This is a genomic window from Gottschalkiaceae bacterium SANA, from assembly GCA_036323355.1.
Taxonomy (GTDB): Bacteria; Bacillota; Clostridia; order Tissierellales; family GPF-1; genus GPF-1.
Genome location: AP028876.1, coordinates 44,619 through 68,829, shown reverse-complemented (window position 1 = coordinate 68,829; position 24,211 = coordinate 44,619). Strand labels below are relative to the sequence as shown.

Annotated in this window: 26 protein-coding genes, 11 tRNA genes and 1 rRNA gene; 2 read left to right on the top strand and 36 right to left on the bottom strand. The window is 42.6% G+C overall.

Annotated elements, in window-relative coordinates; all coding sequences use genetic code 11:
• Nucleotides 1-32: 32 nt before the first annotated feature.
• The 23 genes from rpsR to AC25CA_RS00275 form a co-directional block, all read right to left on the bottom strand.
• Complete coding sequence (gene rpsR / locus AC25CA_RS00385) at nucleotides 33-263, bottom strand: 30S ribosomal protein S18 (protein ID WP_486815056.1); 231 nt, start codon at nucleotides 261-263, stop codon at nucleotides 33-35.
• A 14-nt stretch (nucleotides 264-277) separates the two neighbouring features.
• On the bottom strand, nucleotides 278-766 hold the full coding sequence (locus tag AC25CA_RS00380) for a single-stranded DNA-binding protein (RefSeq protein ID WP_486815055.1): 489 nt from the start codon (nucleotides 764-766) through the stop codon (nucleotides 278-280).
• Nucleotides 767-787: 21 nt separating this feature from the next.
• Nucleotides 788-1,075, bottom strand: coding sequence for a 30S ribosomal protein S6 (rpsF, locus tag AC25CA_RS00375; protein WP_486815054.1), 288 nt, complete (start codon nucleotides 1,073-1,075; stop codon nucleotides 788-790).
• A 128-nt stretch (nucleotides 1,076-1,203) separates the two neighbouring features.
• Nucleotides 1,204-2,382, bottom strand: coding sequence for an aminotransferase-like domain-containing protein (locus AC25CA_RS00370; protein WP_486815053.1), 1,179 nt, complete (start codon nucleotides 2,380-2,382; stop codon nucleotides 1,204-1,206).
• 254 nt (nucleotides 2,383-2,636) lie between these two features.
• The gene (locus AC25CA_RS00365; protein WP_486815052.1) at nucleotides 2,637-2,852 is read right to left on the bottom strand and encodes a DUF951 domain-containing protein; all 216 of its coding nucleotides are present in this window, start codon (nucleotides 2,850-2,852) and stop codon (nucleotides 2,637-2,639) included.
• 10 nt (nucleotides 2,853-2,862) lie between these two features.
• A complete protein-coding gene (locus AC25CA_RS00360) occupies nucleotides 2,863-3,129 on the bottom strand; it encodes a putative Se/S carrier protein (RefSeq protein ID WP_486815051.1) in 267 nt (88 codons plus the stop codon).
• Between the two features lie 8 nt (nucleotides 3,130-3,137).
• Nucleotides 3,138-3,722: a sulfurtransferase-like selenium metabolism protein YedF gene (gene yedF, locus AC25CA_RS00355; RefSeq protein ID WP_486815050.1), complete on the bottom strand. Its 585-nt coding sequence runs from the start codon at nucleotides 3,720-3,722 to the stop codon at nucleotides 3,138-3,140.
• A gap of 13 nt (nucleotides 3,723-3,735) precedes the next feature.
• The gene (locus AC25CA_RS00350; protein ID WP_486815049.1) at nucleotides 3,736-4,383 is read right to left on the bottom strand and encodes a hypothetical protein; all 648 of its coding nucleotides are present in this window, start codon (nucleotides 4,381-4,383) and stop codon (nucleotides 3,736-3,738) included.
• A 16-nt stretch (nucleotides 4,384-4,399) separates the two neighbouring features.
• Nucleotides 4,400-5,152 (bottom strand): CvpA family protein, encoded by a 753-nt coding sequence (locus AC25CA_RS00345; RefSeq protein ID WP_486815048.1) that lies wholly within the window; start codon nucleotides 5,150-5,152, stop codon nucleotides 4,400-4,402.
• 3 nt (nucleotides 5,153-5,155) lie between these two features.
• Nucleotides 5,156-6,247, bottom strand: a complete 1,092-nt coding sequence (locus AC25CA_RS00340; protein WP_486815047.1) for a DUF5711 family protein — start codon at nucleotides 6,245-6,247, stop codon at nucleotides 5,156-5,158.
• A 103-nt stretch (nucleotides 6,248-6,350) separates the two neighbouring features.
• The gene (gene nagA / locus AC25CA_RS00335; protein WP_486815046.1) at nucleotides 6,351-7,481 is read right to left on the bottom strand and encodes an N-acetylglucosamine-6-phosphate deacetylase; all 1,131 of its coding nucleotides are present in this window, start codon (nucleotides 7,479-7,481) and stop codon (nucleotides 6,351-6,353) included.
• Nucleotides 7,482-7,487: 6 nt separating this feature from the next.
• Nucleotides 7,488-8,150 carry an HAD family hydrolase gene (locus AC25CA_RS00330; protein ID WP_486815045.1) on the bottom strand — a complete coding sequence of 221 codons (663 nt, stop codon included), beginning with the start codon at nucleotides 8,148-8,150 and terminating at the stop codon, nucleotides 7,488-7,490.
• 164 nt (nucleotides 8,151-8,314) lie between these two features.
• Nucleotides 8,315-9,190 (bottom strand): aldose 1-epimerase family protein, encoded by an 876-nt coding sequence (locus AC25CA_RS00325; RefSeq protein ID WP_486815044.1) that lies wholly within the window; start codon nucleotides 9,188-9,190, stop codon nucleotides 8,315-8,317.
• Between the two features lie 9 nt (nucleotides 9,191-9,199).
• Nucleotides 9,200-10,192 (bottom strand): hypothetical protein, encoded by a 993-nt coding sequence (locus AC25CA_RS00320; RefSeq protein ID WP_486815043.1) that lies wholly within the window; start codon nucleotides 10,190-10,192, stop codon nucleotides 9,200-9,202.
• Between the two features lie 126 nt (nucleotides 10,193-10,318).
• Nucleotides 10,319-11,605, bottom strand: a complete 1,287-nt coding sequence (locus AC25CA_RS00315) for an ABC transporter permease (RefSeq protein ID WP_486815042.1) — start codon at nucleotides 11,603-11,605, stop codon at nucleotides 10,319-10,321.
• Nucleotides 11,598-13,625 carry a COG1361 S-layer family protein gene (locus AC25CA_RS00310; protein WP_486815041.1) on the bottom strand — a complete coding sequence of 676 codons (2,028 nt, stop codon included), beginning with the start codon at nucleotides 13,623-13,625 and terminating at the stop codon, nucleotides 11,598-11,600. The genes AC25CA_RS00315 and AC25CA_RS00310 overlap by 8 nt, the downstream gene beginning before the upstream one ends.
• Nucleotides 13,612-14,319: an ABC transporter ATP-binding protein gene (locus AC25CA_RS00305; RefSeq protein WP_486815040.1), complete on the bottom strand. Its 708-nt coding sequence runs from the start codon at nucleotides 14,317-14,319 to the stop codon at nucleotides 13,612-13,614. Before AC25CA_RS00305 ends, AC25CA_RS00310 begins: the two co-directional genes overlap by 14 nt.
• A 210-nt stretch (nucleotides 14,320-14,529) precedes the next feature.
• Nucleotides 14,530-15,393, bottom strand: a complete 864-nt coding sequence (locus tag AC25CA_RS00300) for a DUF4097 family beta strand repeat-containing protein (protein ID WP_486815039.1) — start codon at nucleotides 15,391-15,393, stop codon at nucleotides 14,530-14,532.
• Nucleotides 15,394-15,405: 12 nt separating this feature from the next.
• Nucleotides 15,406-16,194: a hypothetical protein gene (locus AC25CA_RS00295; protein ID WP_486815038.1), complete on the bottom strand. Its 789-nt coding sequence runs from the start codon at nucleotides 16,192-16,194 to the stop codon at nucleotides 15,406-15,408.
• On the bottom strand, nucleotides 16,187-16,888 hold the full coding sequence (locus AC25CA_RS00290; protein WP_486815037.1) for an ABC transporter ATP-binding protein: 702 nt from the start codon (nucleotides 16,886-16,888) through the stop codon (nucleotides 16,187-16,189). Before AC25CA_RS00290 ends, AC25CA_RS00295 begins: the two co-directional genes overlap by 8 nt.
• The gene (locus AC25CA_RS00285; protein ID WP_486815036.1) at nucleotides 16,885-17,247 is read right to left on the bottom strand and encodes a GntR family transcriptional regulator; all 363 of its coding nucleotides are present in this window, start codon (nucleotides 17,245-17,247) and stop codon (nucleotides 16,885-16,887) included. Before AC25CA_RS00285 ends, AC25CA_RS00290 begins: the two co-directional genes overlap by 4 nt.
• Nucleotides 17,248-17,621: 374 nt before the next feature.
• The gene (locus tag AC25CA_RS00280) at nucleotides 17,622-18,434 is read right to left on the bottom strand and encodes an ATP-grasp domain-containing protein (RefSeq protein WP_486815035.1); all 813 of its coding nucleotides are present in this window, start codon (nucleotides 18,432-18,434) and stop codon (nucleotides 17,622-17,624) included.
• Complete coding sequence (locus tag AC25CA_RS00275; RefSeq protein WP_486815034.1) at nucleotides 18,431-19,318, bottom strand: ATP-grasp domain-containing protein; 888 nt, start codon at nucleotides 19,316-19,318, stop codon at nucleotides 18,431-18,433. Before AC25CA_RS00275 ends, AC25CA_RS00280 begins: the two co-directional genes overlap by 4 nt.
• A gap of 315 nt (nucleotides 19,319-19,633) precedes the next feature.
• On the opposite strand from AC25CA_RS00275, the gene AC25CA_RS00270 reads away from it, so the two are divergent.
• Both AC25CA_RS00270 and AC25CA_RS00265 read left to right on the top strand, forming a co-directional pair.
• A complete protein-coding gene (locus AC25CA_RS00270; RefSeq protein WP_486815033.1) occupies nucleotides 19,634-20,626 on the top strand; it encodes a nucleoside hydrolase in 993 nt (330 codons plus the stop codon).
• Between the two features lie 144 nt (nucleotides 20,627-20,770).
• On the top strand, nucleotides 20,771-21,496 hold the full coding sequence (locus AC25CA_RS00265; protein WP_486815032.1) for a hypothetical protein: 726 nt from the start codon (nucleotides 20,771-20,773) through the stop codon (nucleotides 21,494-21,496).
• A 31-nt stretch (nucleotides 21,497-21,527) separates the two neighbouring features.
• On the opposite strand, the gene AC25CA_RS00260 is transcribed toward AC25CA_RS00265, so the two are convergent.
• The 13 genes from AC25CA_RS00260 to rrf all read right to left on the bottom strand — a co-directional run bounded on the left by AC25CA_RS00260 (nucleotide 21,528) and on the right by rrf (nucleotide 24,192).
• The gene (locus AC25CA_RS00260; protein ID WP_486815031.1) at nucleotides 21,528-22,466 is read right to left on the bottom strand and encodes an isoaspartyl peptidase/L-asparaginase; all 939 of its coding nucleotides are present in this window, start codon (nucleotides 22,464-22,466) and stop codon (nucleotides 21,528-21,530) included.
• 390 nt (nucleotides 22,467-22,856) lie between these two features.
• Nucleotides 22,857-22,932 (bottom strand) — tRNA-Phe (locus AC25CA_RS00255).
• A 56-nt stretch (nucleotides 22,933-22,988) separates the two neighbouring features.
• Nucleotides 22,989-23,065, bottom strand: a tRNA-Ile gene (locus AC25CA_RS00250).
• A gap of 5 nt (nucleotides 23,066-23,070) precedes the next feature.
• Nucleotides 23,071-23,147: transfer RNA gene (locus AC25CA_RS00245), tRNA-Pro, on the bottom strand.
• A 59-nt stretch (nucleotides 23,148-23,206) separates the two neighbouring features.
• Nucleotides 23,207-23,295, bottom strand: a tRNA-Ser gene (locus AC25CA_RS00240).
• Between the two features lie 7 nt (nucleotides 23,296-23,302).
• A tRNA-Lys gene (locus AC25CA_RS00235) sits at nucleotides 23,303-23,378 on the bottom strand.
• 8 nt (nucleotides 23,379-23,386) lie between these two features.
• Nucleotides 23,387-23,472 (bottom strand) — tRNA-Leu (locus AC25CA_RS00230).
• Nucleotides 23,473-23,524: 52 nt separating this feature from the next.
• A tRNA-Tyr gene (locus AC25CA_RS00225) sits at nucleotides 23,525-23,610 on the bottom strand.
• Nucleotides 23,611-23,674: 64 nt separating this feature from the next.
• Nucleotides 23,675-23,750 (bottom strand) — tRNA-Thr (locus AC25CA_RS00220).
• A 21-nt stretch (nucleotides 23,751-23,771) separates the two neighbouring features.
• Nucleotides 23,772-23,847 (bottom strand) — tRNA-Val (locus tag AC25CA_RS00215).
• Nucleotides 23,848-23,878: 31 nt separating this feature from the next.
• Nucleotides 23,879-23,953: transfer RNA gene (locus tag AC25CA_RS00210), tRNA-Glu, on the bottom strand.
• A 3-nt stretch (nucleotides 23,954-23,956) separates the two neighbouring features.
• Nucleotides 23,957-24,044 (bottom strand) — tRNA-Leu (locus AC25CA_RS00205).
• A 31-nt stretch (nucleotides 24,045-24,075) separates the two neighbouring features.
• Nucleotides 24,076-24,192: ribosomal RNA gene (rrf, locus tag AC25CA_RS00200) — 5S ribosomal RNA — on the bottom strand.
• Between the last annotated feature and the right edge of the window lie 19 nt (nucleotides 24,193-24,211).

Here is a 24,211-nt window from a genome sequence, read left to right as displayed (position 1 = left end):
AAAAAAACACCCACATCTCTGTGGGTGAACTTTTACTCTGCTGTGTAAGGTAGCAATGCCAATTGGCGTGCTCTCTTAATTTCAATTGTGACTTTTCGTTGTGCTACGGCTGTTGTGCCCAAGACACGACGTGGTAAAATTTTACCACGATCCGTTACACACTTACGAAGAATCTCAACATTTTTATAGTTGATTTTTTTCATGTTATCGCCCGCAAAAGGATTTACTTTTCTGCGTTTGCGAAAACGAGGTTTTCCTGCCATGTTCGTTTCCTCCTTTAAAATGGTATCTCGTCGTCATTAATCTGACTGAAACTGTCGAAATCATCGTTGGAATTCGTTTGATTTTGATTTTGCGTCTGTTGTGCTGGACGATTATCAAATGAAGGTCGTTGTTGACTTGGCTGACCGGCACCTTTCGATGCATTGGCTCGCTCAATAAATTCAACTCGATTTGCCAACACTTCTGTTGTATAAACCTTTCGTCCCTCTTTATTCGTATAAGAACCAGTTTGAATACTTCCCTCTACTGCAACCATAAGACCTTTTGATAAGTAATTGGCACAACTTTCCGCCTGTCGTCCAAAGACAACCACACGGGGGAAATCAGCTGTTGGCTTCCCTTGTCTCGCCATTTCATCTCGCTTATCGCGAGATAATCCCTTATCTACCGCAACACTAAAGTGTGCGACAGCCATATTGCTACCTTGTGAAAATCGCAATTCTGGATCTTGTGTTAATCGACCAATTAAGATTACTTTATTCATTCAAATCCCACCCTTTCGGACTTAGTCTTCTACACGGATAATCAAGTGTCGAAGTAACTCCTCTGAAATACGCGCGATACGGTTCAATTCGTTTACTACGTCTCCGTTACCTTCAAACGTTGTAAATGAGTAATAACCTTCACGATATTTCTCGATCTCGTAAGCAAGCTTTCTTTTTCCCCAATCGTCAAGTTTCACGACGGATCCTTTTTGAGCTTCGATAATACCTTGGAACTTAGTGATCACAGCAATACGTGCTTCATCAGTCAAGTCTGGTTTAACAACCAATCCTAATTCATATTTTCTCATTTTTTCCACCTCCTTATGGTCTCCGGTCCTCACGGACAAGGAATACTGTTGCACGAAATAGTATACCACAACTTTATTGGCTACGCAAGAAAAGAAAAGGCCGCTTGCAAGCGGCCTAAAAACTCTTTCTATAATTCGTTTTTAATCAACTCACCTAGGCGTTTAATGCCCTCTTCAATCTTCTCTTCATTCATCATAGAGTAATTCATTCGCATGCAACGCTCGTTGCCCCCATTCGGGAAGAAAGAACCGCCTGGTACAAAAGCAACAAGGTTTTCAATGGCTTTCATGCCCAAGGCCTTGGTATCGATAGTTTCCGGTACAACAACCCAAGTGAACAAGCCACCAGCTGGTCTCGTATAGGTAACTCCTTCAGGGAAATATGTATCCATCGCCGCCAACATTGCATCTCGACGTTTTTTGTAAACCACTTTTAGATTTTCAACATGCTCATAGATATCAAACTCATCCATTAAATTAGACGCTGCGATCTGGTTAATCGTACCCGCCTGCAAGTCGGCACCTTGTTTGCACAGAATAAATTTTTGCAAAATTTCTGGGCTCGCACAAACCCAACCCAGACGAAAACCAGGTATCAAGATCTTCGAGAATGTTCCCAAAAAGATGACCCGCCCGTCGGTATCCATGCTATAAATTGAAGGCAAGATCTTACCTTCAAAACGCAACATCCCATACGGATTGTCTTCTACAATCGGTAGATCATATTTTTTTGCAATTTCAAGCAATTGCTTTCTTCGTTCCAAAGACCAGGTTTTTCCTGATGGATTCTGAAAATCTGGAATAACATAGATCATCTTCACGCGATCACCATGGGCCTTGATCGTTGCTTCCAATTTGTCCATCTTCATGCCATCATCATCAGTTTCTACATCTAAGAAATTGCACTCGTAGGCTTTAAAGGCACTAAGAGCCCCCAGATAACTTGGACTTTCTGTAATCACATAATCGCCTTCGTTCAAGAACACACGGCCGGAGAAATCCAAACCTTGTTGGGATCCATTTGTAACCAAAATATCTTCATACTTTGCTTCAATTTCTGTTGATTTCATCAATTCAACGATCTGCTTTCTAAGTGGATCGTAGCCTTCCGTCGGTCCGTATTGCAAGGCTTGGGCTCCCTGTTTTTCCATTGTGTCATTCAGGGCTTTTTGCATGGCCTTGATCGGAAACAATTCCGGTGCAGGCAGGCCACCGGCAAATGAAATAATCTCAGGTCGTTGGGTTAATTTCAATAGTTCTCTGATCTCAGATGCTTTGATTCGATCCATTCTGCTCGCAAATTTCATTTTACCCCTCCATTAAAAACGTTTTCCTATTTTTATTGTACCTGAGTTATAGCTCTTATTCTTCGTGCATTTATTACGATTTAAACATAGTTCTGTCATAATTGCTTAACATTCGATTCCTTCGTCGTTCTTTTCAGTCAATTATTCATATTATAACGCTTTTACTATTTTGTTTCAAGTTCGTCATAATTCGTTGCGACTGACGTTCGTTTGTCTTTTTCTACGACGAAAAAAAACCAACGCATTTGCGCTGGTTACTCATTCTCTTCTTTGGGTGCCATGGAAAGAACCACCTTCTTCACTCTTTTGTGAAGCTCTCGACGTTCAATCCAAACTTCCCGCTCACACCCCATGCATTTCAATTTCATATCCGAGCCCGTTCGAATCACTTTCCACTCATGAGACCCGCAAGGGTGCTGTTTCTTCAACCATAAAATGTCGCCTGCATAGTACTTACGGATAACCGCCATGATAGCCTCCCTATTCTTCGTTTAAGGGAAAGACCTGCTTTTTCAAGCCTTCCTTCTCCACGCGATAGATTCCCATGATTTCAAGACCTTGTTTTCTCACCTTGTCTTGAATCAGTCCCTGATCCTTCTTTTCAAAACGCAAAGATAATCCGCAGCTCGCTGTAATTTCTCTTGGTGTTGGAATAATGCGAACACGAAACCCTTCTTCTTTTAATTCCTTCTCACAACGCATTGCTTGCTGGGTAGAATCAAAAGTGAAAATATAAAAAATATCCATTTTGTCTCCTATGATAAAATCAACGTATTTTCAGTGTCTTGCAAGGCCTCGACAATCGTGTACATATTACTCACAGACCCAACGGCAATTTTATCACCGAGATCAAAGAAATTCAAGCATGTCCCGCATACCAAGATTTCAACCCCGGCAGCCTCCAATTTTTCAAGATCCTCAATGGATTCCGCCCCCTCGCAAGCGAGTTTGACTCCACCATTATAAAAAAGAATCGTTTTGGGGTAAGGATGAACTTCTGTTAAGCTGTAAATAAATCCCTTCATCAAAATTTTTCCCAATTCTTCATCGCCGCGACCCATGGTCTCTGCCGCAATTGCAAGGGTGCGCGGTGCCAATTGTGCGGCCGAAACTTCCGGCTTTACTGCATCTTGGCCCTTTGTAATCATAACGATTATTTTATCGCCTTCTTCCCTCTCTTGGCAGGGAAATCCAAGCTTAGCTGCCAGTTTTTTCACATTTTCTCTTGCCACCATATTATCGACAACCACCTCAACAAGGCCAGACTCAATCGCCTCCAAGGCCTTTTTTGTTTGAATTACCGGTTGTGGACATGGAAGTCCAATTGCATTTACTTTCATCTATATACTCCTCCTATAAATACATCAACGGATTGTGTGTAAATAATTTCTTGATCATCCAACTATCTGCCATGCCTTGTGAAATCGGACTTGCCGGCACCAGCCAAATACTAGGCCCGACCACCAAAAGCGCTTGATAGACAAGGAACAAGCCAAGGATCGAAAAAACCACTGCTCCGCCAATTTGATCATGTTTTCCAAATTCTAATTTTTGGGTCATTTTTCCTACAAGAACCATAGCCACTGCCAATAATACAAGCAAGACCACAAAGGCAATGGCCTGAATCAAATTCAAATTTGATAATCGGTCAATACCACCCGGGGTAACAATCATACCTTGTGTCATCTCACCAATCCAACTTGCTGTTCGGTCATTCTGCATCATGGGATGCTCAAGCAAAAGTCTGCTTCCTTTTGTAAAATGCGTAAGATCCCCCGCCTCTACCGTTCGGACCACGGATTCTGTCCACTGCAATTGATAATCCAAGATCCCCTTAAATCGATTTAAGACAAAATCTGAAAGTAGAAATGCAAGACGATAACTCACCATCCTCAAGGGGAAAAACAAAAGTAAAATTGCCGCAGAATATAGAATTCCTTTCCGATGTCCAATCTCGATGCCGATCAATAGTATAGCAAGATAGATCCAGTCAAGATTCATTTGCACTCCTTCTCAATTAAAAGACAAACCATGCGATGGGATTATAGGCAAAGAGCCAGTGTCCAAGTTTCGCCGTCTGCACCCACTGTGAAATTGCAGCATCAGGGTTAACCAAGGTATAAGGCTGCACCATTGCCATTAAAATCCAAATCAATATAATCGCTTTAAGCAAACCAAATAGAAATCCAAAAAATGCGTTCATCGTGCTCAAGACTGGCAGATCTGCAATGCGGTCAAGCAACATAACCAAGACAGAAGCTAGGGCATAAAAGAGTAAAAATAGAACAACCATTACCAAGCCAGAAAAGATCATTTGGCTTAAATGACCCGTAATTCCAGAAATAGTCCCTTGATCCATAGATAAAATTTCTAAGTGCTTAGATGCCAATACCTTCTCCGCCGCCTCTGGTGAAATCCCTTGTGCACTCAATCCAGCTCTCACATCAGGCGTCAATAAACCTTTCACCTGTTCCAACTTTAATGTATCGATCAGTTCTGCATTGATTCCAATTTTGTCTAAGATTCCCGTTAAAAAAGATTGGATCTGTCGTACACTGCTTTCCGCCCATTGAAAATGGTCCGTCAGATAATATGAAACCACTGAACTATACACCTTGGCCAAATAAGCAGACAAGATTAAAGCAGCCAATTTAAAAAAGGTATAAACAAAACCCTTAACTGCACCCGCAATTGAAAACCACAGGCACAAAGCCAAGACGATAATATCCAATAAGTTTGTTCCCGATAGCTGTGTCATCATTCCATCCATGGATTACGCCTCCTTCCGCCAATAAAGCAAATCGATTCCATACTCATGTACCAGCCACAATTCTCCCTCAACCGGCACAAGAGCCACAATTTTTTCTTCCAACTTGGTACCAGGAATATAGGTCATCGATTCTATTTCAACCATTCCCCATTCCTTTTCATTCCAAAGATAATAATACCCCTGATAGAGAACCAAATGTGTAAAACTAGGCAATCCATCCAATTGTTTTACCATATTCAGATCCTGATCCAAACGAATCAGCTCACCGTGCGATTCATCTGTCAATAAACAGTCAATTCCCATCTCTTGGATTTCAACGGCTTTGGGATAGACATCCAACTCAATTCGTTTCATAATTGACTCTCTTTGATAGAGTGCCAAGGAACCTTGCGAAACGATCAACATGGTTTGTGAGTCCAGCATCCGCGTTGCCAAAATGACCGGTTCATTCACCTTTAAATCATCCAAAAGATTACCAGCCTGATCAAAGTGAAGAATATAATTCCGCCAATACCCATCTTTCATTTGAACCCCCGACACAAAATAACCTGTCTCAGCACGATTCGCCAAGAGCAGCGTTGTATTGGGAGACGACAGATTTGCCAGGACTTGTCCGCCTTGCGGATCAAGGATCATTAATTGTTCGCTGGTTTGACCGCTCTTTGCACTAACTGCCAACAATCCTTGGTAGGGGAAAACCGATTCAATCGGCCTCATAAAGCTAATGGCCCACAAACTTTCATAGGTCGGTGACAAACATTCAATCTTACCTGTCGGACGATTGTAAATATAAAGGCGGCGTTCCGATACACTCCAGTCATCCTGCATGGAAATCTGTCTTTCAAACAAAAGACTTCCTTCTAAATCATAGGCCCGCAGCCATGACTCCTCCAAAAATAACCATCCTCTTCCAAAAACCACGCCGTCTGACACATTTTTTTTCAACTTCCACTCTCGAACCCATTCTCCCGAAGAATCCAAGGCTTTCGGAATGATTTGTTTGCTTGGCTGATTCATCCATTTAGCGCCTGCAATCAATAAAATTACAAAGGTTAAGATGATCAATCCGATACTCCATTCTTTCCACCGTTTCATCTCTTCCCTCCTTGCGCCTTTCCTCCATTGTAGCACTTCTGCTCTAATTTCTTCCACTGAATTCCAAAAAAGAACAAGAAAAAAGAGCCCTAAGGCTCTCATCCTATACTTGATATCGTTTTTCTCCAGCAATGATGGTTGTCTGCACGTGAAAATCTTCATTGAAGAATACAAAATCGGCATCCTTGCCAATCTCCAAACTTCCCTTCATGGCATCAACCCCAATGGATGCAGCCGGTGTCAAAGTCGCCATTCTCACTACTTGAGGAAGACTAAAGTCGGTATGCTTTTTCACATTTTCCACGGCTTTAATCAAACTGTGCGTACTTCCAGCAAGGGTACCATCCTTAAGTCGTGCGGCACCTCCTGCTACGGTTACAGCTTGTCCACCCAAAGCGTATTCTCCATCTTCCAATCCGCCGGCCATAATGCAGTCTGTAATCAAAACCACGCGATCCAATCCCTTGGATTTTACAATATACTCGAACAATCCGGGGTGAATATGAATCGTGTCAGAAATCAGTTCCACATAAACATCAGAAGAAAATCCGGCACCCACACAGCCTGGATCTCGATGATTCAGTCCCGTCATTCCATTAAAAAAATGTGTCATATGGGAACAACCCGCCTCAATTCCCGCCAAGGCTTCCTCAAAAGATGCATTGGAGTGGCCAATTGAGAGTCGAATATCTGTTTCTTCTTTCACTTTTTTAATAAAGGTCTGATTCTCATCTTCTTCGGGTGCAATGGTCATCAAGCGAATCACATCTTCATATCCTTCAATATATGACCAATCCGGCTTATTCACATAATCTGCATTCTGCGCACCCTTCTTAGCCAAAGAAATAAATGGCCCTTCCATGTTGATTCCAATGGGTCGAGCACCTGGCAAATCCGTATCTATTGCCAATTTTGCTTGGGCAAAAGCTTGGCGGATGGCTGCTTTATCCATGGTCATCGTTGTTGGCAAGAAGCTGGTCACCCCGTCAGCAACAATCTTATTGCTAATCGCTTCCAAAGCTTCCCGTGTTCCCTCCATGGCATCATGACCGCCTGCCCCATGGATATGCACATCCACAAAGCCTGGCGCCACATAAGCACCCTTTGCATCAATCACCTCAATGCCTTTTGGAATCACATCCGTAATTTCTTGAATCTTTTGATCAAAGATCAGCACCTTGTTTTCTACGACTTCGTTTGGAAGAATCATCTTCCCGTTAATAATTGCTTTCATCTTTCGTCACCTCAACAGTTTTTGTATTTGATCCCATTCTTTCATAAAATCCTCTACAACTAAATTAGCTTTGTTCAATTTTTGGTTGTGGGAATTCGGATTGGCAAAGCCAATGACCTTCATACCCGCGCGATTTGCCGCTTCCACACCTGCATCTGAATCCTCAATGACCAAGCAATCACCCGGCTTAAAATTCAATTTTTCTGCCGCCGCTAGAAAAATATCGGGTGCAGGCTTGCCGTGCTTAACATGACTCCCCGAAACAAAACCTGAAAATACAGATTCTAACTTAAAATACGTTAGCATTTTTTCAATGGCAATGACTGGTGAAGAAGATGCGACAATCATGGGAATACCCATCGCCCGAAATTTCATCATCAGCTCCTGTACGCCCGAAACCAGAACTGCTTGTTTTTCTCCGTAGTATAGGGAAAAAAAGATCTTTTCTTCTTCTTCCGCCAAGAGAATCGGATCCAAATCGAAATCCTTTTCCTGCACATCCATCATCATCTTCCAGCAATCCACACTGCGTCGACCAGTAAAGGTCTCAAACAAAGCCTCGCTCACAGAGAAACCCAAGCGATCGATCAACACGTAGGCGGCTTCCTTGTGCGCTTGTTCACTATCAATAATTACCCCATCCATATCAAAGATTACAGCTTTCTCCATGTCCACCTCCACTTGTATATATGTATATACCAATTTTACCGTTTCACCTATGCCTTGTCAACCCGAACCATCCTTCTCTCCTTAAAAAGCACATAAAAAAGGCGATCTCTTTAGAAGATAATCGCCTACAAATCAGTCTTTCAAATTTTCTTTTGTTTATCCCTTTATCCAATGGCAATTGTTAGTCGAACTTGACTCGATTTTCCAGCACTTACCATGCGGATTCCATCTTTTTGATCAATCAGTTTCGTTGCATCTTGTCGATCACAAAGCCCAAGCCAGGGTTCAATGCAAAGAAAAGGTGCATGATTCGGCTTTGTCCAAATCCCCAAATGCGTAAATCCCTTCAAGGATACTTGAATAAAACGTTCACTTTTCTGACTTTCAAACCGGACCCAATCCGACTCTACACCTTCAAAGATCAAAGCATCGTCTTTGAAAAGAGCATGATCCAAATCCAGCACTGCAGACTCCTCGAGCACATTCCTTTTCTCAAGGTTTCGTAAACCCGTCTCTTGATTGATCATCAGTGAATCCAAGTTCTCTTGTTTAGCAAATCGTAGATGATAATCTGAAAACTCTTCCTCTGCCTCCAAGGGCCAATTAAATGCCGGGTGGGCACCCAAAGAATAAAACATCTCTTTCTGTCCTTTATTTGTTACAAAATAGTCTGTATGTACCGTCTCGTCTTCAAGGGTGTAGCGAATACGAAGAGAAAAATCAAAAGGATACCAAGTCTTCGTCTTCTCGGTAGCTTCGAGTTCATACTCTAAATAATCAGCACCCATTTCTACCAATATAAAATCGAGATCTCTTGCAAATCCATGTTTGGTCAGATTAAACACCTTCCCATCATGAATAAATTCCGCATCCCGTAGCGCCCCAATCACTGGAAAAAGCACAGGTGCATGCTTGCCCCAATACCTTGGATCCGCCTGCCACAAATATTCCTTCTGTAATTCCTTATGATAAAGGCTCGTCAACTCTGCACCACGCTCTTTAACGGTAATGCGGATCTTTCCGTTCTCTAGTTGATTCATGTTGTCCTCCTATTCAGTGACCGGCATTAAATAATAATCATAGGTTCGAAATGAAACCTCATATTCCACATCTTCTGCATTCCATACCCGCACAAGTTCAGCAAATTTATCGTATTGCAAAAGATTTAATTGCTCAAAATCAGTCTCAATTGATTCTCCATCGACTGTTTTCGTCAACATCATGACCGTCCACTCATGTTCCTGCAAGAAGAAATCCCAATATGTTGAAAGGGTATCCGGAGGCGTGATTTCATTCGTAGCCTCATCCATTTTCTCTTGAAGCAGATTTCGTCTGCTCTCTACCTCGGCAAGATCAGAATCCGACGTATACTCGTACGCCAAATAACTCTGCGCCTCATCTAATGTTGCCATCCACCCGTCCATCATGATGATAAATTGCATGGAATCCGTTCTTATCACTTCTTTTTCTTCCCTGATTACTTCTTCGGTGACATATTCATAATCCGGCTCCGGCTCCGGTGTAGAAAATCCTTCGCTCAACTCCGATACAAATTCACCCAGATTCCCAACAATCCGTGGCACTAGTCCTGCAAAAAGACCAAAAACAACATAGAGAATGACAACCGTACGAATGACACGCCCGATGGTCTTAGAATTATCCCCTGAAGATTTTGAACGAGAAGCGCCCCAATTCTGAAAAGTCTTCTGCATGTCTCCTGCTCTCGATTCAAATTGCCTCGAAGACGATTGTCTTGAAGACGATTGTCTTGCTTCCTGTTGTTGAGGCGCCTGTTTTGGAGACGATTGTCTCGGCGACGCTTGTTCCCCCAGCCACTCTTCTTCTCTGATTTTCTTAGCATTCGGCTTATGTTTTGCTCTCCGAATCGGAGTGGGTATGCTTCTCTTATTGTAACCGGGTTCTTGTCCTGCAATTCGCTGCTCAATCGTTCGCTCTTTTCTTTCGATCATTTCCTGCAGCTCTTTCTCTCGGTTTGCCATTTTCTGATGATACTTGCGCGATTCTTCGTCTATGCCTCTCATTTTATCGTGCCTCCCCTCTGCTCTTCTTATCTATTTCTTACCCTTATTCCACAATCAATTCCTATCCATTCTATCACACTGGCTTTATACATAAAACAAAGGAGAGCAAATCTGCTCTCCTTCTTTCTACTCTGTGCGTATTGCATCCAAAGCAGACAAATTCATCGCTCTTTTTGCCGGATAATATCCCGAAATCAAACCAATCAGCATGGAAAATCCAATACCTGCGGCAGCCAACCAAACTGGAATATAAGAGATTCCGGAAACTTCTCCCATCCCCAGAGCCCCTGTACCCACCGAGTTGATTAATTTCGAGACCCCGAAGCTTAATCCCAGACCGATCAAACCCCCGATCCCGCCAATCAAGGCGGCTTCAAACAGGAAGAGTCGCTTGATATCAACCAAACGGGATCCTAAAACCTTCATAACACCAATCTCACGAGTTCTTTCATAAATGGACATGACCATGGTATTGGTAATCCCGATCGCAGCTACAAATAAAGAAACCGCACCAATTCCCGCCAAAACCAATTGAATGGTTCGAGCCGTATTGCGCATTTCCTCTAGCATATCTGTCATGCTCCAGGTTTGATAGCCCTGTGTCTTTAAGGTTTCTGAAACCGCCGCTACATTGTCGACGCTATTTACCTTAATGGTTACATCGTCATAAACAAGCTTTTTATCGAATTTTTGTCCCGTTATTTTTGCATCCGCTTCCAAGATTTTCTGCATATCATTGATGTCCATATAAATGCCCCAACCTCGTATATCCTGAGATTCTTCCAAGATACCAACAACCTTGGTATCGTGAGGCTTGGGCCGCTTCATATCTCCACTCATATCTTGCACGGGTTCGCCATACATTTGATCCGTGGTGATCACCATTCGCTTCTGCTCAAGCAAATCGATTTCAACCTCTTGTTCCCACCGATTTTGTTTCTTTCTTGGGTTGTAAAACTCATCCATAGCCTGAGCCCCGAACAACAATCCATTCTTATCAGTCTCTTCAAGCAATCGTCCTTCTGTTGTTTTAAAGCCAAAGGCCTGCAAGGCATCCAAATCAACACCGTTAATTCCCAAACTCGCTATATACTTTCCCGTACTGATTTTCATATAGGAGTTTTTTTGTGCCAATACAGCCTCAACATTTTCTATTTTTTTGAACTTGTCAATCGCTTTTTGATTTAATTCTGTATCAGATCCGCCTTCCCAATTCTTATATACGGTTATATTGGTCAGACTTCCCATTGACTCCATTTGCTCCATAAACGCGCGTTCCATCCCAAGGCCCAAGGAAACCATGACAATAATGGCTGTTGTCCCGATAATCACGCCCAAGACCGTTAGGAAAGTTCTCGCTTTTCTCCGCCAGAGATTTCGTATCCCCATCAGGAAAAGATCGATATTATTCATCGAGATCCAACTCCTCTTCCGCCTTTTTCGCTTTTCTCTTCTTGACAACGGTCACAACAAGACCCAGGGCAACAACCCCGATAATTCCATAACCCCAAAGTGGCATGCCACTCTTTCCATCGATTGGAGGTTCTATTCCCCCTTCAAAATCAGGTGGAAACTCCTCTCCTCCAGAAAAATCACCTTCATCCATACCAGGCGTTGCCAACATGCTGACTTTCATCTCTTTGGTATGAGTGCCACCCACGGCATCCTCATAATCAAAGTAGATCACGCCCTCGACTTTTTCCTCAGAAGGCACCAAGGTCAGACTGTAATAGTTGCTGGAACCAGAATTCAAGTTGCCAATATACGAATCACTTCCCTCTGGCATTTCAAAGTTTCCTTCCGCACGAATTGCAAGGTTGTACAGGGTGGTTCTTCCAGTATTATAGAAGTCCACATCATAGTCCATGCGCGTCCCAATCGTGGCAGAAGGTAGATAAGAAGGCTCTTGAATCTTCAATCGCATCTCTTGGATCACGGGTATGCTGATTTCCGGTGACTCAATGCCATGGTTTGGTGTAATGTTAAAGTTTACTTTATAACTCTGATACTTGGCGTCCCGGCTTGGGCTCAAAGTAAAGGTATGTTCATAGACCTCTTTCGGGTCCAATTTTTCAATATAGAAAGAATTCGAACTCTGGACCGGCACAAAAATGCCATCTTCGGAACTAATCGTAACCACTGTATTTTCAATGGCATTTTCCGTATTTGAATTTTGGAATCGAACCGTTAAATCAAAGGATTCCCCCGCAGTTACTGCATCTCCGCCAAAATCATAAGATTCCAACATCAAGTAGGCATTTCCATCGCTGGAAGTCGCAGATTCACCTTCCACTGGCACGAAAATTGTTGCCGTGTTTTCGCCCGCTTTTCCATAGGCATCTTCATAGGCAAAAGACAAGTTCAAAGACTGATTTCCTGTGATGATTTTCTCATACGCTGCTACAGGAAAACTCAATACAGCTACTTGCCCACCATTAATCTGCTTGATAAATTGCGTATCCACCGCATTGTTCAATTGAATACCATTGGCTGTGAATCCACTGATCTGCGCCGAAAGGTTTTTCACTTGCAAAGATCCCGTATTTTTCAAAGTCACACGCAAAATATCGGTCGTTCCCGCATTTAAGGTTCCTTTGTCTACTTTCACAGATTGAACGGCCATCACTGGCATGGCATTGGAGTTTTGCACTTTCACATAGTAATTAATCGTTAATGGAAACTCATCACCAAAGGCATTTTCATAGGTTCCCTTGATTGGAATAATCACCTGACCGGAAGGGGCATTCCCCTTCACATCAACAGAAAAGCTAACACTCTCATATTGATCCGCTTTTAGTTCGGTAATATTTTTGACAATCGATACCTGCTTGGCTTCAAAAGGGCTATTTGCAATCCCCAAAATTTGCGGCTCAATCCTAATATTCTTTGCCTCATAGGATGCATCATTTACGAATCCAATTGTAATCGTATTGGCGCGTCCCGCTATAAGTGTGGGAATCGTCTGTGTCGGATCCACCATCACGTTTGGTTGGTAATCTTTAGACTCATCCGCATTATCATCTTCTTCCCAAACAGGCACTGCCGGCATGGCAGTACGTAATCTTGTCGTATATGGCGTCCCATCAATATCATAATCCACGGCAATAATTAAATCCTTTTTACCCCCAAAGTACTTCAAAATCAAGTCGGTGCTTCTTACTCCATTTTTTTCTAAATCACCTGAAATACTGGCACTTAATGAAGTAATCTGAAACGATGAATCCTGTGTTCGCACACCCTTGATCTTAATCGTTTGATTCGTCTTATTTGAAATTGTAATTCCCAAATTGAAAGAATCCCCATTCTCAATTTTATTCGAAGAAATTGTCGTCATCGAAACGGTTACATCTGTCTCTGCTGCAAATCCTGTTGGAATCATGGTGATCAAAATCATCAAGATACTGATGAATGCCACCGCCTTACGCTTGCTCATCTTGTTTTTCCCCTTTCACTACGATATTCTGCACTTCGCCGTCTAAGACTGAAACGATCTTATCGGCATATTGTCCAACACTTCCATCATGGGTGACAATGACCAACGCTTGATTGTTGCGTTTGCAAATATCCACCATCAGCTGCATGACCTCATCACTAGTTTTGGAATCGAGGTTTCCCGTCGGCTCATCGGCAAATACCACCTCGGCTTTCCCAACTAGTGCACGGGCAATGCCCACACGCTGCTGCTGGCCTCCGGACATTTGATTGGGCTTGTGTTTCACTCGATCACCCAAGCCAACATTCTCCAGCATTTTTTTTGCTGCCGCGTTTCGTTTTTTACTGCTTATTCCACGAAAAGTCAACGGCATTGCGACATTCTCAAGTGCTGTTAAAGCCCCCATCAAATTGTACGATTGGAAAATAAATCCAACGTTTTTTTGTCGAAACATCGCTAATTTCTTTTCGCTCATCTTGGTGACGACTTCTCCCTTGATCTTGACACTTCCTCGGGTAGGCTTTTCCAAACCCGCCATCATATTCAACAATGTCGATTTACCTGATCCTGATTTTCCCAAGATCACACAAACCTCACCGGCTTCAATATTAAAAGAAACGCCACGAAGTGCATGTACTTTCTCACTTCCCAATCGATATACTTTTTTAATATCTTTCACTTCTATCAGACTCATGGCAACCCCCTTTCCCACATTAGACGTCTAAAATTTCCAAATAGTTTCATTTTCTTCAATTATTCATCTTATTGATTTTATCATCAAAAAACCAACTTTATCACTGAATTAAGGTGGATTTAAGAATCTCTTCACAGAAAATTTAAAAAGACCCCCAAAGATTAGATTTCACTCTAATTTTTGGGGGTCGATATCTTTCCGGTTCTTCCTTTATTGCTTATTGATTTTTACTTCTCCAATATCTGTGTACATTTGAATGGCCGCTTCTCGGTCTGTCCCTTCCTTAAAAGACACATTTCCCTTCACATCTCCAAGTCCAGAATCTGCTGCAACACCCGCGTCAATCACTGATTGAGAAAGGGTCGCCTGAATGGATCCTACATCTGCAGTTACAAGTAAAGAATCTGCTTTTTCACAAATGAATTCAATTTCGCCGACATCCGACTTCAAGATGATATCTCCACCGATTACAGAAACGTCAATCGCACCCACATTGGTTTCAATCTCAATTTCTCCGGCATCGACGAGGCCATGAACTTCTCCAACATCCAGATTTACACGCAAGCTATCACCTTCAAAATCACCGAAATCCAAATCACCAACATCGCTTTGAATTTCTAAGTCACCAGCAAAATCTTTAGGTAGTGTAATCACAGTATCCAGATTCGTTGTGTTCGTAATGAAGGACTCCGGCCTTTCTTGCCATAAAAGAACTTGAATGGAATCTTTCTTTTTTTCCAATTTCAAGTGAACCTTAATGTTACTTGAAACCTTTCCTCTTGTTTTGACTTCAATTTCATTTGAATCACCTTTGATGATTTTAACATCACTCACTTGGCTATCAATGGTAATTTTCTGTTCCTGACTCCACTCTATCGAGTCTTCCAATTCAATCTTCTCCAGATTACTTACTCCATTCTCTCCATCTCCGATATGAAAATTACTTTCACTCAGACCATCAAACCAACCGAAAACATCACTGGATTGATTGCCTGGACGAAAAGACATACCAATTGCTACAATGCCACCCACTACAACAAGAGCTGCAAGGAAGGCAATTAAAAATCGTTTCACGGTCTTCCTCCTTTATATATTCAACTTACGATCAAGCAAGTATCCTGCTGCCATAAAATACACAACTCCAATAATGAGATAGAACAGCAGTGGCACAATGTTAAATACAGCACCTTGCGCACTATAATTGATCGCACCCGTTATTGAAAATCCATTCATTTCATTGATCATCGGCACATTCCACTGAAAAGTTACTGGTAAATTAACCAACTCGCCAAGCTTAACGGCGACCCAGTCAACCACATAGGCCAATCCAAAATATGCCAAGATGACAAACAATACAGGGTGTCTCCAGCTTGCTAGAACCGTCGCTGTAATGCTGATCAAAAAATAGATGGTCATTGTGAAAAACAATGAAGCCAAAGCAGAAATCAAGATCAGAACTATGATTTGTGGTACATTATGCAACAAAACACCTTGCAATTCTTCAATCTTCAAAGAACTCATCATATGAAAAAAGATTCCCGCAACCATAAATCCCCAAATGAAAAATCGCAAAAATACCACGGCTAACTTTGCACCTAAAATTTTCCACGCTGAGTTTGGTGTGCTAAAGAGTAAATACCCTTTTTCCTTCACATCTACTGATAAGAGACTAATGGAATGAAAAAGCAAGAAAAATGATCCAACTGTAATCAATAAAACCAACAGCGTTGTTGCGATTCCTGCTCCAAGTTCTCCCCGGTAAAGATTATCGGTCCCTTGAAGAACCAAATATGCATAAACCAGCAGTACACTAACAATTCCCAGTACGTATACTTTCCACGTTTTTTTCCATTCAAAATTCATTAGATTAAGCATGTCTGAACACCTCCAAATAATACTCGTCAATCGAAATACCTTTCTCGCTTCGAATCACTTCCGCCTCTTCCTTGGCAATAATCTTCCCGTTCGAAAGCATAATGACTTCATCCAACAAGGATTCGATCGCATGCACCATATGACTAGAAATCACCATAACCGCATCCTGGCGGATTCGACCTAAAATGGTCTCAACAATTTTTTCCCGCGATACCGGATCAATCCCACTTAAGGGTTCATCCAATAAGTATATTTTTGCTTTTCTTGATAGCACCAAAACCAATTTCAGTCTCGCCTTCATACCCTTGGATAGTTTTTCCACTTTCTCCTGTGGCACTAACTCCATAAAGCGAATCAATTCTTCGCTGTCTGCACGATCAAAATCTTCGAAAAAGGTATCATAAAAGTTAATGGTATCCTCTACCGTCATCCACTTATAAAACAGATCTTTGTCCGCCAACATGGAAATCATACCCTTATGGCGCGTTTCTCTCATTTCTCCATTGATTAGAATTTGTCCCTTTTCTGGAGTCAAAAGGCCTGCAATGCACTTGATTAAGGTTGTTTTCCCTTGTCCATTAGGTCCTAACAAGCCATAGACCTTACCGCTTTCCAGGGTCAAGTCCATGTCCTGAATGACAACTTTTCGACCATATTTTTTTTGAAGGTTTGTAATTTCTATTCGTGTGTTCATGCTACACCTCCCAATCGTTTCTGTACAATTTCAACGATCTCTTCATTGGACAAATTCAATGCTTTCATGGATTCAATATATGCATTCACATACCCTTCCACAACGTTGATTTTAATCTCTTCAATCATTTCTTTATCCTCCGTAATAAAAGTACCCATTCCTCTCTTGGTAAAGGTCATTCCCATTCCCTCTAGCTCACGGAATGTTCGCTGAATGGTGTTTGGATTCACTTTATAGTCGATGGCCAATTGACGAACTGATGGCAATTTTTGTCCCGCAACCAAAGTTCCCGACGCAAGATCCTTGCGTATTTCCGATATAATCTGTAAATAAATGGGGCGGTTGTTATCGAATTTCATATGCTTCTCCTTTCTTCGTTTGTGTATTGCTGTTCTACCTAGATAGTACACTAGCATAGTAATGCTGTCAAGGGTTTTTTCAAAAAAACTTTTGACCCGCATGAAAAGATGCTTTTCTCAATCATTGCTAGCCTTCTTTCACTTCGTATTTTGACTATTACATTACAAAAAAAGCGCAAGCCCTCAACCATTCGGTTATTGCTTGCACCCTTTATAGTAACCTTCATCCCATATAGGGACTCAATTGCTGTAGATTTTCGTATTCGAATCTCTATTCTCGTTCATCATTTTTGCCTGTGATCACATTTAAACATAATGCTCTGTTTCAAAATTTTTCCTTGTTTTTCGATCTATGACATTCGCTTTTTTTCATCCTAACTGCGCTGTATATAGCTTAACACCATGCGTGCAATATTCAGATCCGTTAATTGTGAAAGGGAGCGGCTTCCGACTGCATCCTCCACCTCGTTCAGGTAAAAATGATCTTCCGAGTCAAAAAGCAAATCAATCCCGCCCCATTCCATGGGGAAGACTTGGCATATTTTTTTAACAATTCGCTTCTGTGCTTCCGTCAACTCTACCAATCGAATTTGACCACCGAGGGAATAATTCGCCCGAAAATCACTCTCTGATTCCCGTAGCACAGCCGCAATGGCCTCTCCTTCTAATACGAAGATTCGTAAATCGCGTCCGATCATTCCACACATCTTTTGTATCACAATTTTTCTTCCAAGTAACGACTCCATAACCAAATTCCACGCTTCAGCGTTCTCCACTAAAAACACCTCAGAACCGCCATGCCCATCAACAGATTTCGCAACCAAAGGATATCCACAGGCCTTTTGGTTTTTCAAGTTTTTATCCACAATGACTCCCCATGTTGGTAACATTGGGATTTGATGTTCCTTAAAAAAACGATAGGTTTCCAACTTGTCATTGGCTATTCGACTGACCCACGCTGGGTTTACACACCGCACACCAAGGGCCTCCAATTGTTCCGAAATTTCGGCATCCCGTGATCGATTCAAAACAAAATCTGGGAGCACTTGCTCCTGTAATCCCTCTACGTCTTCTAGAATCTTAAGGTCAATCCTCATCCCCAGCAATTTCCCTTCATCTTGAAACCACCGAATATAAGCACTGTTCTTTTCTGCATCTTCTCGACAATATAATATCCACCCGGTCATGAGATCTGTTCTCCGCTTTTTATCCAGCGCATTACATGCACTGCCGTATCAATACCTGTGCACGCCTCTAAGCTTATGAAATGAACATTCGAATTCACCTCGCAAATCACCGGTCCCTCACGGGTTTGAAGCAAATCTACACCAGCAAAATCGAGTCCTAATTTTGCTGCTGCTTCTATGGCCAATTCAGCTTCCTCGTCAGAAGGCAAATAGGACTCCATCCGGCCACCCAAGGTAATATTCGCCCGAAAATCAGTTTCCGAAGATCGTTTCATTGCCGCCACTACTTTGCCGCCCACTACATTAAGCCTTAAATCTTCTCCATGACTTTCCCGAATATACCGCTGATACAAATGCGGCCGTCCTCCAACCTTCAAAATCCAGTTTTCCAAGTCTTCTCGATTTTCCATTAAGGCCACCTGTTGACCAAAGGACCCATAGGCCTCTTTCACCACCAGAGGAAATCCTAGTTTCGCAATCACCCGATCCAAATACTCGAAATTTTTCCGAACCATATTATTGTAAATAAAGGGAGCAAAAATAGTGGTTGCCATGGGAATCCCTGCCTCTGCCAGCACCTGGTGTGTTTTCATCTTGTTGTCGCAAACTTCAATTGCTTCAGAAGAATTATAAACCCGTATTCCCATATTTTCAAATTGTTTCGCCAACAACAGATCTTTATCCCAAAACAAGACAAAATCCACATCAATGATCACGGATGATTCCACCCATCCCCATCCCTTGTCAACCATCACCAAGAGCTGGTCATTTTTCACCCGTGTCAACTCGATCTCCTCTTCGGAAGCAGCACGGACAATCCATTCCATCAATTCGTCCACCTTTGACGATCCCCAATTTCCATTTTCAACCAATATACCTTTCATATCTGCCCAGCCTTTCTATTCTATCTGGTCTTATGATAAACCACTCTAGGGAAAATGTATAGCATCGATGACACAAGCCACGAATCATAATTTCTGTTCAGCCTATCAATGTTCTTGCCTGATTAATAATCATTTTTTTTAAGAGAAATTTTCGATTTTCTTTTCTATCTGTGAAAAACTAATTTCTCACACAATTGACATCGCTAGATGAAATCGATAGAGTAAGATCGTAAGAAAAATACGAACAGCTATCCTTGTTTTCCAAAATTAATCATGTAGTCTATTGGAGAACAATATAAAGAGAGGGGAACAAAGATGAAAAAGGAAAAGATTATTTTAGATGTAGATACGGGATCCGATGACGCTATAGCCATTATTTGTGCAGCTCTTCACCCTCAACTGGATTTATTGGCACTGACAACGGTTTGCGGGAACAAGCCGGTGCCCAATACAACAGAAAACACCCTTCGCGTGGTTGATCTACTGGGAAAGAATATTCCTGTTTACCGAGGTTGTGCAGAACCCATGGTGGCAGAATTAATTCCAGAACGACATGCTGAAACGAGACAAACAGCCTCAAGCGCTGTTCAAGATGGTCAAGTCATTGAATATCATGGTGACTATTTGGAAATTCCACCTGCAACCAGTAAAATACAAAGAAAAAGCGCCGTATCCTATTTGATTGATACCCTAATAGAATCAGACGGTGATATCACCTTAATCGCAGTAGGACCACTTACCAACCTCGGTGTTGCTTTTCGGGCAGACCCGCGCATTACTGAAAAAATCAAGCGGATTGTTATTATGGGTGGCGGTCATGAAGTTGGCAACCGAACTCCGTCGGCAGAGTTTAATATCTGGAAGGATCCCGAAGCAGCACAAATTGTCTTTACATCCGGATGTGAAATTTTACTGGTTCCCCTTGATGCAACTCATGTTGGCGTTGTTACATATGCAGAGAGTAAAGCGATTCGAGAAATCAACACCCCTGTAGCCATCGCTGTTTCCGATTTTATGGATCAACGTATCAAAGCATACGACGCCCTACAACCCATGGCAATCGCCGGTTCCACGCCTCCTCACGATGCCTTGGCTGTATTGGCAGCAGTGGACGAGTCCATCTTGGATGATATTCAATTAAAACGAGTCGATGTAGACTTTGGTGGTGGCCTAGCCGACGGAAGAACCATTGTCGACAATCGCATACCAACCGATAATCCACCCAATATTCGCTTTGCTTTCAATTGCCATCGTGAAAAATTCGTAAAGATGTTGACGGAGACAATTGCATTGTCAAAAACTTTATAGATCTTAGTAAGTTCCTCGTTCCTAGCGATCATGAGCACAGGCGTTCATTACATCGTGATTTCATGCCTCCCAGAAGCAAGTATAAAAACTGCAGGTGGTATACAAGTTCGTTTGGCTAATTTTATTGAATAAGGAGAAAGTTACATGAGAAAAGATTTAAAGAAATATGAAATTTTCGGCCTAATTCTGCTTCTGACGGTCCTTTCGATTCCGTCAGTTGCCTTTGCCAATTCAGCACAACCACCCTCAATCATCGTTCTTGTATCTAATCCACCAAAGGATCTGGAAATTCATCTTGACCGGGACGGCCAAATCATTGAAGGCAAGAAGACTGAAAAGATGCTAGAAAGCTCCTTTAGTTTCTATTCTTATCATTTCAAGAAAAATGAAACCTATCAGTTTTGTGTGATCGCAGAAGGAGAAAAGATTTTTATCCCCATCGACACGCCATTGACGGGCTACAATAATCTATACACCTTGGATCTAAAAAAAAATACCGTCACACAGGGAAGGGCACCCTATAAAAATGCTCTCTTTATTGCTCTTCGTGTTCTACTCACTCTACTAATTGAGGGGCTAATTTTCTATGCCTTCGGGTTCAGAAAAAAAGAGTCTTGGATGATCTTCTTCCTACTGAACCTGATTACACAAGGTGCCTTAAATATTTGGCTAAATTCCATGTTCCCGACCAACGGGTATATCATTTTCGCATTGGTAATCGGCGAGTTCTTCGTTTTCCTTGCTGAATTGATCGGGTTTACAGCTCTAGTTCGAGAGCAGAAACGATTAAAAACGGCAGCCTATGTGATTTTTGCCAACCTTGTCAGTCTAGTTCTCGGCGGCTACCTGATCACCCTTCTGCCTCTTTAGATTGGCTCGATGATAGCAGCCTGCTTTCCTATCAATCACCTAAATAATTATCTTTCCATTCTTTTGTCGCCTTGATTACCCGATGAACCTTACCATCATTTTGTGCTACAAAAATGGTTGCTTCCATCTCTTCACGGCTCACCACAAAGGGAAATTCCTTTTGGGTCGTTGCACCACCAAAGTTTCCGTTTTTATCCATAGCAATTACCGACATGCTGCCTGGCTGAATTCCTCGCCCCTTTAAATCTGCCTCATGTTCAAACAAAACGTTCTCACAAGCTGCCTGACAATTTACTCCCGCTTTGATCAAAGAAACAATCTGATAGGACAAGCATCCCTTCATAATATCTTCACCCACACCTGTTGCACTTGCAGCACCAACCCGACTATCACAATAAAATCCCGATCCGATCACCGGACTATCTCCAACACGACCCGGCTGTTTCATAAATAAGCCAGAGGTCGAAACGCCGTTGCCCATTCTCCCCCTGTTATCCAATCCAATGACACAAACGGTATCGTGTCCGTCATATGCTTCAATCTTTTCGGCCATAAACCCCGCTTCCACTTTGTCTTTCCATCGCTGGCGCGACTCTTTCGTCAGCAACTTCGTGCTTTCATATCCATAGACTGCCGCGAACGCTTCCGCGCCAGCGCCTGCCAATAGGTTATTTCGCTGGAATTGACTTAAATGCCTTGCAACTCGAATGGGATTTTTAATATTTTTTACTGCCATCACAGCACCAAAACTCAAATTCTCTCCATTCATATAAGCGGCATCCAATTCGACTTGGCCAAGTCGATTTGGCAAGCCGCCAAAACCAACAGATCGATAAGCCGGATTGTTCTCTACCGACTCAACTGTACAAATAACAGCCTCCGAGACTTCCTTTCCCTTCCTCAATTTTTCAGTACCTTCAAGGACCCCTTCATAAGCCATTTTCCATGTAGCAATCATCCCATACTTCATTCGCCGCCTCCATGCTCATATTTTTCTTATCCTAAACCAATAACGATCGAAATAACTTTATCATATTAAGTATATCAAAAATTCATTCAACTCTTTCAGCGATCAACAGGGTTCATCGGTTAATCGCCCACCCCTCTTACCGATCATTGACTTGCCACCTTGCTATACACCCTTTCCAAGGAAACATAGCCCCTTATTTCTTTCTTATGTACTCGACTTCCCCAGTTGAAATACAAGTAAACTTAGAAACTATCTTTTTACACCCTATGCACCCATTAGACCATCAAAAAAAACGCCAATCCCATAAGTCTTTATCTTAAAGAATTGACGTTCTATTGTTTTTCGATAATTAAGGGCAAACAAAAAAACAACCCAATAGGTTGTCTTTGTTGGTGCCCAGAGGCGGAATCGAACCACCGACACGGGGATTTTCAGTCCCCTGCTCTACCGACTGAGCTATCTGGGCAAAACTATCGCCTCATCAAGTAAACTGATCATTTAATCAACGCGATATTGTATAAATGGTGGGCCTAGATGGACTCGAACCATCGACCTCACGCTTATCAGGCGTGCGCTCTAACCTGCTGAGCTATAGGCCCATTTATGGTCGGGGTGGCAGGATTTGAACCCGCGGCCCTCTGGTCCCAAACCAGATGCGCTACCAAACTGCGCTACACCCCGAAATGCCAAAACAAGAACTGATGTTTTTCATGATGTCAAACCTGATCATGATTTGGCGGTGGCGGAGAGGGTGGGATTCGAACCCACGTGGGCTTGCACCCTAACGGTTTTCAAGACCGCCCCGTTATGACCACTTCGGTACCTCTCCATGTAATTGGTGACCCATCGGCGATTCGAACGCCGGACACCCTGATTAAAAGTCAGATGCTCTACCAACTGAGCTAATGGGTCATATATAATGGTGCGGGTGAAGGGACTCGAACCCCCACGCTGTTAGGCGCTAGATCCTAAATCTAGTGCGTCTGCCAAATTCCGCCACACCCGCATATTATCATTGTCAATACTCTTCCCCGTTTTCCAATACTCAAAAAGAAAATTGGTGGGGGGGACTGGATTCGAACCAGTGAAAGCGCAGCTAACGGATTTACAGTCCGTCCCCTTTGGCCAACTCGGGAACCCCCCCATGTTAGATGATTGAAAATCATCTAAAGCTTCATTAGGTAATCTTCGACTACCTAATATTTCTATGGAGCTGGTGATAGGAATTGAACCCACAACCTACTGATTACAAGTCAGTTGCTCTACCTATTGAGCTACACCAGCACAATGCATTTTAAACAAAAATGGTGGGCACTATTGGGCTCGAACCAATGACCCCCTGCTTGTAAGGCAGGTGCTCTCCCAACTGAGCTAAGCGCCCACTTTGTCATAAAGTATGACTAGTGAAAAAATGGTGACCCTACCGGGATTCGAACCCGGGTTACCGCCGTGAAAGGGCGGTGTCTTAACCGCTTGACCATAGGGCCAGATGGTGCCGAGGATCGGAATCGAACCGATACGATCGCAATGATCGCTGGATTTTGAGTCCAGTGCGTCTGCCAGTTCCGCCACCCCGGCCTATCTCTTTTCGTACTGCATACGAAAAAGAAACTGGCAACGTCCTATTTTCCCAGGCAGTCTCCCACCAAGTATCTTCAGCGCTAAAGAGCTTAACTTCCGTGTTCGAGATGGGAACGGGTGTGTCCTCTTTGCTATCGTCACCAGATTCTTTTGTCAAGAAAGCT

Coding starts and splice junctions, on each gene's coding strand:
- AC25CA_RS00380 (WP_486815055.1), bottom strand. CDS start 766: ATGAATAAAGTAATCTTAATTGGTCGATTAACACAAGATCCAGAATTG.
- AC25CA_RS00350 (WP_486815049.1), bottom strand. CDS start 4,383: ATGAATCTTGACTGGATCTATCTTGCTATACTATTGATCGGCATCGAG.
- yedF (WP_486815050.1), bottom strand. CDS start 3,722: ATGAAAGTAAATGCAATTGGACTTCCATGTCCACAACCGGTAATTCAA.
- AC25CA_RS00325 (WP_486815044.1), bottom strand. CDS start 9,190: ATGAATCAACTAGAGAACGGAAAGATCCGCATTACCGTTAAAGAGCGT.
- AC25CA_RS00270 (WP_486815033.1), top strand. CDS start 19,634: ATGAAAAAGGAAAAGATTATTTTAGATGTAGATACGGGATCCGATGAC.
- rpsR (WP_486815056.1), bottom strand. CDS start 263: ATGGCAGGAAAACCTCGTTTTCGCAAACGCAGAAAAGTAAATCCTTTT.
- AC25CA_RS00345 (WP_486815048.1), bottom strand. CDS start 5,152: ATGGATGGAATGATGACACAGCTATCGGGAACAAACTTATTGGATATT.
- AC25CA_RS00265 (WP_486815032.1), top strand. CDS start 20,771: ATGAGAAAAGATTTAAAGAAATATGAAATTTTCGGCCTAATTCTGCTT.
- AC25CA_RS00285 (WP_486815036.1), bottom strand. CDS start 17,247: ATGAAATTCGATAACAACCGCCCCATTTATTTACAGATTATATCGGAA.
- AC25CA_RS00370 (WP_486815053.1), bottom strand. CDS start 2,382: ATGAAATTTGCGAGCAGAATGGATCGAATCAAAGCATCTGAGATCAGA.
- AC25CA_RS00315 (WP_486815042.1), bottom strand. CDS start 11,605: ATGAATAATATCGATCTTTTCCTGATGGGGATACGAAATCTCTGGCGG.
- AC25CA_RS00280 (WP_486815035.1), bottom strand. CDS start 18,434: ATGACCGGGTGGATATTATATTGTCGAGAAGATGCAGAAAAGAACAGT.
- rpsF (WP_486815054.1), bottom strand. CDS start 1,075: ATGAGAAAATATGAATTAGGATTGGTTGTTAAACCAGACTTGACTGAT.
- AC25CA_RS00275 (WP_486815034.1), bottom strand. CDS start 19,318: ATGAAAGGTATATTGGTTGAAAATGGAAATTGGGGATCGTCAAAGGTG.
- AC25CA_RS00295 (WP_486815038.1), bottom strand. CDS start 16,194: ATGCTTAATCTAATGAATTTTGAATGGAAAAAAACGTGGAAAGTATAC.
- AC25CA_RS00305 (WP_486815040.1), bottom strand. CDS start 14,319: ATGAGTCTGATAGAAGTGAAAGATATTAAAAAAGTATATCGATTGGGA.
- AC25CA_RS00290 (WP_486815037.1), bottom strand. CDS start 16,888: ATGAACACACGAATAGAAATTACAAACCTTCAAAAAAAATATGGTCGA.
- nagA (WP_486815046.1), bottom strand. CDS start 7,481: ATGAAAGCAATTATTAACGGGAAGATGATTCTTCCAAACGAAGTCGTA.
- AC25CA_RS00260 (WP_486815031.1), bottom strand. CDS start 22,466: ATGAAGTATGGGATGATTGCTACATGGAAAATGGCTTATGAAGGGGTC.
- AC25CA_RS00340 (WP_486815047.1), bottom strand. CDS start 6,247: ATGAAACGGTGGAAAGAATGGAGTATCGGATTGATCATCTTAACCTTT.
- AC25CA_RS00310 (WP_486815041.1), bottom strand. CDS start 13,625: ATGAGCAAGCGTAAGGCGGTGGCATTCATCAGTATCTTGATGATTTTG.
- AC25CA_RS00320 (WP_486815043.1), bottom strand. CDS start 10,192: ATGAGAGGCATAGACGAAGAATCGCGCAAGTATCATCAGAAAATGGCA.
- AC25CA_RS00330 (WP_486815045.1), bottom strand. CDS start 8,150: ATGGAGAAAGCTGTAATCTTTGATATGGATGGGGTAATTATTGATAGT.
- AC25CA_RS00365 (WP_486815052.1), bottom strand. CDS start 2,852: ATGGCGGTTATCCGTAAGTACTATGCAGGCGACATTTTATGGTTGAAG.
- AC25CA_RS00360 (WP_486815051.1), bottom strand. CDS start 3,129: ATGGATATTTTTTATATTTTCACTTTTGATTCTACCCAGCAAGCAATG.